General features: G+C 36.9%; 11 protein-coding genes. 8 read left to right on the top strand and 3 right to left on the bottom strand.

Features of this window, described 5'->3' with window-relative positions; genetic code table 11:
- Positions 1-8: 8 nt before the first annotated feature.
- Positions 9-1,058, bottom strand: a complete 1,050-nt coding sequence (gene mutY / locus HQN83_RS07810) for an A/G-specific adenine glycosylase (protein ID WP_173089784.1) — start codon at positions 1,056-1,058, stop codon at positions 9-11.
- Positions 1,059-1,229: 171 nt separating this feature from the next.
- On the opposite strand from mutY, the gene HQN83_RS07805 reads away from it, so the two are divergent.
- From HQN83_RS07805 to HQN83_RS07780, 6 genes are all read left to right on the top strand, one after another.
- Positions 1,230-1,532 (top strand): HU family DNA-binding protein, encoded by a 303-nt coding sequence (locus tag HQN83_RS07805; RefSeq protein WP_008240139.1) that lies wholly within the window; start codon positions 1,230-1,232, stop codon positions 1,530-1,532.
- Between the two features lie 7 nt (positions 1,533-1,539).
- Positions 1,540-2,406, top strand: a complete 867-nt coding sequence (locus HQN83_RS07800) for a tetratricopeptide repeat protein (protein WP_173089783.1) — start codon at positions 1,540-1,542, stop codon at positions 2,404-2,406.
- 250 nt (positions 2,407-2,656) lie between these two features.
- On the top strand, positions 2,657-4,207 hold the full coding sequence (locus HQN83_RS07795; RefSeq protein WP_173089782.1) for an Rne/Rng family ribonuclease: 1,551 nt from the start codon (positions 2,657-2,659) through the stop codon (positions 4,205-4,207).
- A 100-nt stretch (positions 4,208-4,307) separates the two neighbouring features.
- Positions 4,308-5,684 (top strand): DNA repair protein RadA, encoded by a 1,377-nt coding sequence (radA, locus tag HQN83_RS07790; protein ID WP_173089781.1) that lies wholly within the window; start codon positions 4,308-4,310, stop codon positions 5,682-5,684.
- Between the two features lie 458 nt (positions 5,685-6,142).
- Complete coding sequence (locus HQN83_RS07785; RefSeq protein WP_173089780.1) at positions 6,143-6,700, top strand: LemA family protein; 558 nt, start codon at positions 6,143-6,145, stop codon at positions 6,698-6,700.
- A complete protein-coding gene (locus HQN83_RS07780; protein ID WP_173089779.1) occupies positions 6,700-7,665 on the top strand; it encodes a DUF3137 domain-containing protein in 966 nt (321 codons plus the stop codon). The genes HQN83_RS07785 and HQN83_RS07780 overlap by 1 nt, the downstream gene beginning before the upstream one ends.
- 41 nt (positions 7,666-7,706) lie before the next feature.
- Here HQN83_RS07780 and carB read toward each other — a convergent pair whose 3' ends face one another.
- On the bottom strand, positions 7,707-10,523 hold the full coding sequence (carB, locus tag HQN83_RS07775; RefSeq protein WP_173089778.1) for a carbamoyl-phosphate synthase large subunit: 2,817 nt from the start codon (positions 10,521-10,523) through the stop codon (positions 7,707-7,709).
- A 218-nt stretch (positions 10,524-10,741) separates the two neighbouring features.
- Complete coding sequence (locus HQN83_RS07770) at positions 10,742-11,059, bottom strand: carboxypeptidase regulatory-like domain-containing protein (RefSeq protein ID WP_173089777.1); 318 nt, start codon at positions 11,057-11,059, stop codon at positions 10,742-10,744.
- Between the two features lie 169 nt (positions 11,060-11,228).
- Between HQN83_RS07770 and pnuC the strand changes: the two genes are divergently transcribed.
- Both pnuC and HQN83_RS07760 read left to right on the top strand, forming a co-directional pair.
- Entirely contained in the window at positions 11,229-11,843 is a 615-nt protein-coding gene (gene pnuC, locus HQN83_RS07765) for a nicotinamide riboside transporter PnuC (protein WP_173089776.1), read from the top strand.
- Positions 11,827-12,360 (top strand): AAA family ATPase, encoded by a 534-nt coding sequence (locus tag HQN83_RS07760; protein ID WP_173089775.1) that lies wholly within the window; start codon positions 11,827-11,829, stop codon positions 12,358-12,360. The genes pnuC and HQN83_RS07760 overlap by 17 nt, the downstream gene beginning before the upstream one ends.
- The last annotated feature ends 244 nt before the right edge of the window (positions 12,361-12,604 follow it).

Below are 12,604 nucleotides of genomic sequence, written 5' to 3'. Positions count from 1 at the left end.
TGAATTTACTAATTAACTGAATAAGAGCTTATAAAATTTGTGATCACTTTAGGTTGCGGCAATTCGTCGAACTCTTGTAATGAAACCCATTTTATTTCTGCATTCTGATTAAAGTTAATGATATAATTATCTAAAGCAAAAAATTGAACATATATAGTTTGGTGGGTTAATAAATGTTTTTTCTGCTCTAAAGGAGTGATTGTACAGGTATCGCCAAAACCATCCTTTAACTTATCCAGGAATTGTCCTTGTACCTCAGTATAATTATCATCGGTTTCTATCAAAGGAAAATCATACAGTTCCTGCCAGATATCTCCCGGATTCCTTTTATTAACTAAGATTTCATCACCCTCAATACACACCAAATAATTAAAATAACGGGTGCGTTTTTTAAGTTTCTTCTCCTTAACGGGAAGTACATTTACAAGTTCATTTTTGCTGGCAAAACAATCAGATTGAACAGGGCATGATTGACAGGAAGGAGATTTAGGTTTACATTGCAATGCGCCAAACTCCATAATTGCCTGATTATATACAGAAGGCTCCTGCCCGACTATTAGTTTTTGAGCCAGTTCTATAAATTGCTTTTTACCTGAAGTACTATTTATTGGTGTATCGATTCCAAAATACCTAGACAATACCCGAAAAACATTTCCATCAAGAACTGGTTTCATCTCATTGGAAGAAAAGGATGATATTGCTGCCGCAGTATAGTCGCCTATCCCCTTTAAACGGATAAGATCGTCGTATTTAGTGGGAAACTTTCCGTCATAAATTTCCTGAATTTGTCGTGCAGTATAAAGCATATTTCTTCCTCTGGAATAATACCCTAAACCCTGCCAAAGTTTTAAAATTTGGGTTTCAGATGCTGCAGCAAAAGCGGTAATTGTTGGATAATTTTCTAAAAACCTATTGAAATAAGGTAACCCCTGTTCAACCCGTGTTTGTTGAAGAATGATTTCGGATAACCAAATAACATAAGCATCCGTCGTACCCCGCCATGGCAGATCTCTTTTATTATTTAAATACCATTTTACTATTTCCGTTTGAAAAATCATAAGGACAAAAATACAGCGTTATTAATTTGTTTTCGGCAAAACTTGCAATTCTCTGATACAATGTGAAACAAATAAATCATCTTTTATTTTCCTATCTCATTAAAAAGCAATACTTTTGCAACCCCAAATCACTTATAAAGTATATAATACACTATAAATAAATAATAGAATATGACTAAGGCAGATATTATTTCAGAAATATCAACAAAAACAGGAATTGAAAAGGTAGATGTACAAGAAACCGTTGAGGCATTTTTCAAAGTGATCAAGAACAGTATGATCGGAGGAGAGAATGTATATGTTAGAGGTTTTGGTAGTTTTGTTGTAAAAAAGAGAGCGCAAAAAACTGCGAGAAATATTTCTAAAAACACTGCGATTATTATCCCAGAGCACTTTGTTCCAAGTTTTAAACCAGCAAAAGTTTTTGTTGACAAAGTAAAGAACAATTCAAAAAAAGTAAGCGTAGAAGCTTAATCAACTTATGCTAAACAATATCCGTTCAAAACAAATTATCATAATTGGAGCAATAGTATTGCTTGGAGCGTTTTTGTTTACAAGGGATATTAAAGGTTTAGTTAAGCCAAAAGAGCAAACGAGCAATGTTCCTGCTGCAGGGCCAATGGCTTCAGAGGCTCCTCAGCCAATTAGTTTGGAAGAAGTTTCGGCTTCTGGGAAAACTCTGATCAGCCCTAACTTTGCTGCTGAAATCACTTCACTTGAGAATGCATTTAAAGCTGCTGCTGATAAAGATAAAATCGCGTCGGCAAAAGTACTTGCTCAAAAATGGGATGATGTTGAACAAAGCGCACCAAGTGCTTTATACCTTGAGATTATAGCCAATCAAGAGAAAACCTTAAACAGTTGGTTAGTTACCGGAGACCGCTTCTTAAAAGCGTTTGATAGCTCTAGAGACAGTTTATTACAACCTGCATTATTACAGAGAGCAAATGCTGCTTATACTAATGCAATGAGTATTGACTCGACAAGCAATGATGCGAAGACCGGTTTAGGTATCACAATTGTGGATGGATTGGGAATGCCGATGAAAGGTATTGCATTATTAATGGATGTGGTAAAAAAAGACCCAAAGAATTTGAAAGCGAATATGAGTTTAGGTACATTTGCAATCAAATCTGGTCAGTTTGACAAAGCCATCACCAGATTTAACAACATTATCACCATTAAGCCTTCTCCAGATGCTTACTTCTATTTAGCTACAGCTTACGAAAGCCTCGGCAAAAATACAGATGCAATTGATGCTTATTTGAAGAGTAAAAAGCTAGCTGCAAATCCTAAGTTATCTAAATTTATTGATGACAAAGTATTGGAGCTAAAGAGTAAAAATTAATAAACAGATTTAAAAAATATTTAAAATTCAAGACTATGCCAAGCGGTAAAAAAAGAAAAAGACATAAAATGGCTACCCACAAACGCAAAAAACGTTTAAGAAAAAACAGACATAAGAAAAAATAATTTTTCTTATTGATTTGCACAGAAATAAGGCTACGATGAGATCTTAGCCTTATTTTTCGTTGCAAATGTTTTTTTTATTTGTCCATGTGTTAATAAGGCATTTATTGCCTTAAAATCTGTAGCTTTTGGTAAAAGAATTAATTATAGATTCCTCTCCACTGGGAGTAACCATAGCTTTAGTTGAAGACAAACAACTTGTAGAACTTCATAAAGAACAGATCAACAACAACTACGCCGTTGGCGACATTTATTTAGGCCGCATTAAAAAAATTATGCCGGGTCTAAATGCTGCGTTCGTAGATGTTGGTTATGAAAAAGATGCATTCTTGCATTATTTTGATCTCGGTCCTCAAGTTCAATCTTTAATTAAGCTAACTAAAATCAAGCGTAACGGCTCTGTTAATGGCACTCTACTGGATAATTTCAAGCTAGAAGGAGACATTAACAAAGCAGGCAAAATATCAGAAGTGGTAAGCAAGAATCTTGTTTTACCTGTTCAGATAGCAAAAGAGCCAATTTCAACCAAAGGTCCTCGTTTAAGTTCAGACCTTTCAATAGCCGGCAGATATATTGTATTAGTTCCTTTCTCTAATGTAATTTCTATTTCCAAAAAGATTAAAAGCAATACCGAACGTAATCGTTTAAAAAAGATTATTGAAAGTATTAAGCCTAAAAACTTTGGGGTAATTATCAGAACCGTTTCAGAAGGTAAAGGTGTTGCAGAACTCCAGAAAGATCTTCTAGATTCTGTAGCTAAATGGGAAAGCTTCATTAAAAAGCTTCCTGATGCAGAACCATCTAAACGGGTTTGGGGAGAAATGGATCGTACATCAACATTAATCCGTGATATTTTAAGCACTGATTTTACTAATGTTTATGTAAGCGATAATAACCTGTTTGAAGACATTCGTTCTTATGTTCATGAAATCTCTCCAGAAATGGAAAAGATTGTAAAATTATACAAACATAAGGAGCCTATTTTTGAGCATTTCGGTATTGAAAAACAAATTAAGAACTCTTTCGGTAAAACTGTAAACTTAGCAGGAGGAGCTTACCTTGTAGTTGAACATACCGAAGCCCTTCATGTGGTTGATGTAAACAGCGGAAACAGAACTGCGAGCAAAGAAAATCAGGAAGACAATGCTTTACAGGTTAATAAAGAAGCCGCTAAAGAAATTGCCCGCCAACTTCGTTTAAGGGATATGGGTGGTATTGTAGTAATCGATTTTATCGACATGCACAAACCTACCAATCGTAAAATGTTGTTCGATTATCTGAAGGATCTGATGTTGCTGGATCGTGCCAAGCACACCATATTGCCTCCAAGTAAGTTTGGCCTTGTTCAAATTACACGCCAGCGTGTAAGACCAGAAATGAACATTGTAACCAGTGAGAAATGCCCTACCTGCGACGGTACGGGGGAAATTAAGGCCAGTATTGTTTTAATGGATGACATTGAAAATAACCTGACCTATATTTTGCAGGAGCAAAACGAAAAAAATATTACGCTTTGTGTACACCCGTATATTGAAGCTTTCATTAAAAAGGGTTTTATCTCTTTACAGTGGAAATGGTTTTTTAAATTCGGACAACGAATCAAAATCAGAGCAGTCTCATCTTATAATTTGACTGAGTTTCACTTTCTTTCTTCAAAAGACGAAGAAATTAAATTGTAAGTTTTAACTTAATTAACAAACAGGCCCGATTTCTATGAAATTGGGCCTGTTTGTTTTAATAGAATTAAGCATAAATTCGTAGAATTAAATCGTAATCAAATTGGCTAAAACTAAATCAGCATATTTCTGTCAAAGTTGTGGATATGAATCGGCAAAGTGGCTTGGAAGATGTCCATCTTGTAATGAATGGAACACCTTTGTAGAGGAAATCATAGAGAAAACAAGTGCTAAAGTTCCTTCCTGGAAAACATCAACCGGTACCCAACGCTTAAATAAACCATCTAAAGTTGATGATATTCAATCTATAAGTGAAGACAGAACTTTAACAGGAGATCTGGAGCTCGACAGAGTATTAGGAGGCGGCCTGGTTGCCGGATCAGTTATTCTAATAGGTGGAGAACCCGGCATTGGGAAATCTACACTGATGCTTCAGTTGGCGCTAAATATCTCCGGCAAAAAAATCCTATACGTATCAGGTGAAGAAAGCGAACAGCAGATCAAAATGAGAGCAGAACGCATCACTAAATCACCTAAGGCTGATTGCTATATCCTTACAGAAACTTCTACTCAAAATATTTTTAAGCAAATTGAGGCCCTTGAACCGAACATCATAATAGTTGATTCGATACAAACCCTTCACTCCTCAAATATTGATTCAACCCCAGGAAGTGTGTCTCAGGTTAGAGAATGTACCGCCGAATTACTCAGGTTTGCAAAGGAAACTGATACCCCTGTATTTCTAATCGGCCATATCACTAAAGACGGAACCATTGCAGGACCAAAAATCCTTGAACACATGGTTGACACTGTTTTACAATTTGAAGGCGACAGACATCATGTATACCGTATTTTACGCTCTATAAAGAACCGTTTTGGTGCAGCGGCTGAATTGGGAATTTATGCCATGCATAGTACCGGTTTGAGAGAAGTATCCAACCCATCTGAAATCTTATTATCACAACGTGATGAAGAGATGAGCGGAATTGCCATATCAGCTACTTTAGAAGGCGCCAGACCAATGTTAATAGAAACACAGGCGTTGGTTAGCGCAGCGGCATACGGAACGCCTCAGCGCTCAGCAAATGGCTTTGACACTAAAAGAATGAATATGCTCCTTGCCGTGCTGGAAAAAAGATGTGGTTTTAGATTAAGTACTCGTGACGTATTCTTAAATATCGCCGGTGGTATTAAAGTTGAAGATCCAGCGATTGACCTCGCTATTATGGTTGCAATAATCTCTTCCCATGAGGATATAGCCATTTCTTCTAAAATTTGCTTTGCAGCTGAAGTTGGTCTATCCGGAGAAATCAGAGCCGTTAATAGAATAGAGCAACGTATCTCTGAGGCAGAAAAACTTGGGTTCGAAAGAATCTTTATCTCAAACTATAATTTAAAAGGGCTAATATTAGATCGATTTAAAATTGAGATAACTCCGGTAAGGAAAATTGAGGATGTATTTTCATTACTATTTGGGTAACTAATTAAATGTTTAAACAGCTATCGCTGTGTATATTTTACGTTTAGTTTCCACATGTTGGGGATATTATTTCCCTTTAAAATATTTGCCACAAATCCACATAAAACTCACATAAACCTAATTACAAGCAAGTTACACCACGTAAAAAGGCTTAAATATAAACTGGCCGGCTAATTGCAATTACCTACATGTTATCAGTCATTTATGAATGGTAATAAACAATAGGGATGATTATCCTCGTTATCGTAAGATAGCGAGGATTTTTTCATTTTAAGCCAAAGTAATTGTAATTTAGAACCCATTAAAAAGGTTCTCCTTTTTGATATTTGATTGATTAAACCCTGCCTTCTCCGAGGCAGGGTTATTTTTTATATCCCGTATTCATTCCACGAATTAAATGGTAGAGGAAAGTTAAATTTTAATACCTTTAAATCTTAAAATCTCTTAACCTTATAATAATGATTATAATATTTATTATCCTCTCCGTTATTTTGATATTTGGCGTCAGCATATATAATTCGCTGATTGGCAAAAAAAATCAGGTAACCAATGCTTTCTCTGCCATTGATGTTATGCTTAAAAAACGTTTCGATTTACTTCCTAACTTAATTGAAACTGTTAAACAATATATGCAGTACGAAGGAGACCTATTAACCAAGGTAGTAGAATTACGTGCCAAAGCCGGTAGTCCAAACTTAAGTAACGAAGAAAGGTTAGACCTTGACAAGCAATTAAGTTCAAGTGTGAAAGGCCTAATGGTAAACGTAGAGAACTATCCGGATCTAAAAGCAAATCAGAACTTTTTGAACCTACAAAGTACATGGACTGAAAGCGAAGAACAAATTGCTGCTGCCAGAAGAACTTATAATGCTTCGGTTACAGACTACAACAATGCCATCATGATGTTTCCCGGAAATATTTTTGCAGGGATGATGAACTACCAACCTATTGCTGTACTAGCCAACACTGAGGAGGAGCGTAAAAACATAAGTGCTAAAGACCTTTTTAATAACTAATGGCAGAAGAAACTGCAGCTCTACCTTCTCTACAAACTGTACTCAATGAACTTGAAGTACAAAGAAAAGAGCTCTCAAACTTAAAGATAAAAGCATATTTATTCCTTGCTTCGGGCATAACACTTATAGCTATAGGTGCTATGTTGGGTAGCCTGGTAATTGCCGGAGCCATTTGTGGTGGTATACTCATAATTTTTTCCATTGTATTTTTCAGTAAAGCCGGCCAAAAATTTAGTGATTACAGAGATCAATTTAAACAAAGAGTAGTTTCTTCAGCATTAAAATCTATAGATCAAAGCCTCAAGATTGAATATAAGTATGGATTGCCCGAGAACGACTTTATTAATTCTCAGTTATTTACCCAACGTCCGGACAGATACACTAGTGAGGATCAAATTTATGGCAATGCAGGTAAAACGCAGTTCGCTTTCTCTGAAGTTCATGCAGAGTACAAGACTGAGACTCAAACAAAAAACGGTAGACAAGAGCATTGGCATACCATTTTAAAAGGAATCGTATTTTGGGCCGATTTTAACAAGAACTTTAATGGATTGACAGTAGTTAAGCCTAAAGACATGGGTAACGCTCTGGGCGCCTGGATATCCGACAAAATGCCAATCTTCTCTTCGTCTAGCAAACAGCTTGTAAAGCTTGAAAGCCCTGAATTTAACAAGGCTTTTGTTACCTATTCGACCGACCAAGTGGAAGCCAGATACATTCTGACTCCTGCAATGATGGAACGACTATGCGAACTAAACGACAAAAGTGGCGCAACAATCTCTGTATCTTTTATTGGCTCTTACGTTTACATTGCCTTCCCACTAGAAAAGGATTACTTTGAACCTCCTGTATTTAAAAGCCTGCTCACCACCAAATCATTAGATGAAGATCTTAGCATAATTCGTTTTATGTATTCAATTATTGCCGAATTGGACCTTAACACAAGGATCTGGGGCAAGGAATAAAAATTAGTTAAAATAAAAAAAGTCCCTTTCGGGACTTTATATTATTTAGATAAATACATTGATTTGTCTTTAATCAATTTCCTGAAGTAAGGATCTTCAGTATCTTTGATAAACCTGATGGCCTCACCTGTCGATTTCATTTCCGGACCTAACTCCTTAGTAACTTCAGGGAATTTGTAGAAAGAGAATACCGGTTCTTTAATTGCATAACCCTCCAGCTTACGCTCGATTGTAAAATCTTTCAGTTTATTTACACCCAGCATCACTTTGGCAGCAATGTTAATATAAGGAACATCATAAGCCTTAGCAATGAAAGGAACAGTCCTTGACGCCCTTGGATTAGCCTCAATTACATATACTTTCTCATCTTTAACCGCAAACTGAATATTCAGCAAACCGATCACATTTAGTGCTCTTGCAATCTTTTTAGAGTAAACCTCCATGTCGTTCATTACCTTTTCAGATAAGCTGAAAGGTGGCAACACCGCACTAGAGTCTCCGGAGTGAATACCGGCTGGTTCAATATGCTCCATCAATCCAATGATATGAACATCTTCACCATCACTGATTGAGTCTGATTCTGTTTCTTCAGCTCTATCAAGGAAGTGATCAATAAGCACCCTGTTTCCAGGTAAGTCACCTAATAATTTTACTACAGCTTTTTCAAGATCCTCATCGTTAATAACAATGCTCATCCCTTGTCCGCCCAGTACATAACTTGGTCTTACTAATACCGGATAGCCTACTTCATTTGCTACAACAATTGCTTCTTCAGCATTCTCTGCAACACCATATTTTGGATATGGAATCTCTAGTTCTTTTAAAAGATCAGAGAAGCGACCTCTATCCTCGGCAACATCCATATCATTATATGAAGTACCAATTATCTTAATTCCATTCTCTTGAAGCTTTTCAGCCATTTTTAAGGCAGTTTGACCACCAAGCTGAACAATTACTCCAACTGGATTTTCAAGTTCTATAATTTCTCGTACATGCTCCCAGAACACAGGCTCAAAGTATAGCTTATCTGCCATGTTAAAGTCTGTAGAAACAGTTTCAGGATTACAGTTAATCATGATAGCCTCGAAACCGGTTTCTTTAGCTGCTAATAGTCCGTGTACACAAGAGTAATCAAACTCGATACCTTGTCCGATACGGTTAGGTCCAGAACCTAAAACAATCACTTTCTTTTTATCAGACGGGATCGACTCATTCTCTTCTTCAAAAGTTGAGTAGTAATAAGGTGTTTGTGCAGCAAACTCAGCAGCACAAGTATCTACCATTTTATAAACACGTCTAATACCTAAAGATTTTCTGCGCTCATAAACCTCATCTTCCGTTACATTTCCAAGCAGATAAGCGATCTGAATATCAGAGAAGCCTTTCTGTTTTAAGGTAAAGAAGAAATCTTTAGGGATATTATTTAGCGAATAACGTTTCAATTCTGTTTCCAGCTGAACTAATTCATGAATTTGCGATAAGAACCATTTATCGATACGGGTAACTTTCCTGATCGACTCCAATGGTACACCCATGCTCATGGCATCTTTAATCAGGAATAAACGATTCCAGCTTGGATGCTCAAGACCATGCATGATCTCTTCGATACTACGGCTATGTTTACCATCAGCACCCAAACCTGCTCTGCCAATTTCCAAACTCTGACAAGCTTTTTGTATTGCTTCAATAAAAGTACGTCCGATGGCCATTACCTCACCTACAGATTTCATCTGTAAGCCCAATTCCGTGTTAGCGCCTTTAAATTTATCGAAGTTCCAACGAGGAACTTTCACAATCACATAATCAAGTGTTGGCTCAAAATATGCTGATGTAGTTTTTGTAATCTGGTTTTCTAATTCATCCAGATTATAGCCTATAGCCAGTTTAGCTGCAATTTTAGCAATTGGATAACCGGTAGCCTTACTTGCCAATGCTGACGAGCGAGATACCCTTGGGTTAATCTCAATTGCGATAATTTCATCGTTATCAGGATTAACCGAGAACTGCACATTACAACCTCCAGCGAAGTTTCCTATTGCACGCATCATTTTGATCGCCTGGTTACGCATATCCTGGTAGCAGCGATCAGATAATGTCATTGCAGGCGCCACAGTGATCGAGTCGCCAGTATGGATGCCCATTGGATCAAAATTTTCAATAGAACAGATAATGATCACATTGTCATTACTGTCCCTTAACAATTCCAATTCATATTCTTTCCAACCTAAAACAGCTTGTTCTACCAACACCTCATGTGTAGGAGAAGCTTCAAGTCCTCGTTTTAAAGCCTGGTCAAATTCTTCCTTCCTGTGTACGAACCCACCACCAAAACCACCTAATGTATATGAAGGGCGAATTACTAGTGGATAACCAATTTCCTGGGCAGCTTCTTTACCTTCGAGGAAAGAATTGGCAATTTTTGAAGTTGCAACTCCTACACCTATATCAACCATTAACTGGCGGAAGGCTTCACGGTTTTCGGTTTTTTCGATTGCAGCAACATCTACACCGATCACCCTTACTCCATATTTCTCCCATATTCCACGTTCAGATGCTTCAATACAAAGATTCAATGCTGTTTGGCCACCCATGGTAGGCAATACTGCATCAATTTTACGTTCTTGTAAGATCTGCTCGATAGAATCTACGGTCAATGGCCATAGGTAAACATGATCACCGATTACTTTATCGGTCATAATGGTCGCAGGATTGGAATTAATGATCGAAACTTCGATTCCCTCTTCTTTTAAAGATAAGGCGGCTTGAGATCCTGAGTAATCAAACTCACAAGCTTGACCGATGATAATAGGACCTGATCCGATGATGAGTACCGAGCGTATGGAGGTGTCTTTAGGCATAAGGCTTTAAAAAGTCTAAAGTTATAAGGGTAAAAAATGCAATTATTGTAGACTGGAATTGTCTTAGAGATTTCTTTAGTATCATTAAAGATCCCCGACTCTTCTGTCGGGATGCAAAGTTACGCTTTTGATCATTATAAATCAGGTATTTTTTCAAAAACCCTCATAAACAGAAAAAGAGGCTCAATAGCCTCCCATTTAAACTTTAATCCACAGATTTATTGCTTAAGTCTTATTTGTCCAACATCAGTTGTGGTACTATCCAACACAGCAACGTTTATTAAAGATGCATCTCTACTAGGAAGCTTGCCTTTAATCCATACTACATAGGTTCCCGGTTTTACATTACTAATGGTAAAATTCTCTCCATTAATATTAGCCTTTAATGTATCACTTCCCGATATGGCTATCACCTGTACTACGCTGTCTACAGAGGAAACTTTCCCTTTAATACCGCCATCTTTAATTGTAACGAATGCAAATAATAACAGCGAGAATGCTGTAATTAACAAAAAATTCACACTTATCCTTTTCATGGGTAGTCAATTAATCCTTTACCATTTCTCCTATCAAACGTTCAATCGAATAGTATCATTACGTAGTAATCATATTATTTTTTCAAATACAGCTTTAATTACAATCAGATGATTATAAGTATAAGAGGTATAATATTGTGAATACGTTTAGGATAATTACTTTTGGCAAATGTTTGATGTTTTAAAAGACAGTTTTACGCAGTTATTTCTACAAACCGGATTACTGGAATGGTTCGGCGTTTTCACAGGAATATTGTGTGTGTGGCTAGCAGCCAAAAACAATATCTACAACTGGCCTATTGCCATAGTTAGTGTTGTTATCTATATCTTCATCTTCTTCGAATCTAAGTTGTACGCAGATATGGGTTTACAGGTCTATTTTTTTGCCATGAATGTTTATGGCTGGTACTTTTGGAGTAAAAACAGAAATAATCCCGAAGCATCTAGACCAATTGCGATTATAACCCAAAAAGAAATTATCCTGTCTATTTTAGGCGTAATTGTTTTTACGGCAATACTAGGTTTTGTACTTAAGAAAAACACAGATGCCTCTTTCCCATTTTTAGATAGCTTTTGTACTGCATGTAGTTTAATAGCGCAGATATTTCTTGCAAGAAAGGTATTGCAAAACTGGCTAATCTGGATTTTTGTTGACATTATATATGTAGGCATGTACATCTCGAAAGATTTGTATGCTACAGCAGTTATGTATGCGTTATATGTCTATATTGCCTCAGTAGGCTATTTAGATTGGAGGAGAACTTATCGTGAACAGACCCATTAAAAAGATAGCTATTGTTGGTCCGGAGAGTACCGGAAAATCAACCATTACCCAGCAACTTGCAAAACAGTACAATACCTTGTGGGTACCAGAATATGCCCGTTATTATTGTGCAGCATTAACTGAGCCTTGTAATTTACAAGATGAGGTGAATATGTTTCACGGACAGTTGGCACTTGAAGATTCTATCCTTGCTATCGCCGAAAAAGATCTGATTTTCTGTGATACAACCTTCATCACTGTAAAAATATGGAGTGACGAGGTTTTTGGAGAAACTCCGCAGATTGTTCTGGATGCACTTCCAAAATACAATTACGACTTATACTTACTGATGGATATTGATCTGCCATGGCAAGAAGATCCTCTTCGTGATTTCCCTCATAAACGCGAGCATTTCCTGCAAGTTTGGCACAAAGAACTTAACACGCTAAACGCAGCATATGTTATCGTTAGCGGACAGGGAGATGATAGGCTAAATAATGCAATTACAGCTGTAGAAACATTCCTTAAAAACGCCTAGCAATCTCATTATTCTCTTGTTCTTGAACGCAAATATACTGTTATAAAAAAAATCAATACCTTTGTGCTATCAAAAAGGGGTGCCTTGTTTTGTAAAAAACACAAAAACAGGCTGAGAGCATACCCATTATATCTTTAAACAGATATATGCACCTGATCCGGATAATGCCGGCGGAGGGATTGGAGTTATGGAGTTTAACTGGGCTGTAAGTACCCCTTACTTGCAGTGGTTTAACTAAAAGAAA

This window comes from Pedobacter foliorum (assembly GCF_013266735.1).
GTDB lineage: Bacteria > Bacteroidota > Bacteroidia > Sphingobacteriales > Sphingobacteriaceae > Pedobacter > Pedobacter foliorum.
The sequence above is the reverse complement of the archived record's forward strand: the minus strand, read 5'-3'. Positions and strand labels throughout refer to the sequence as shown.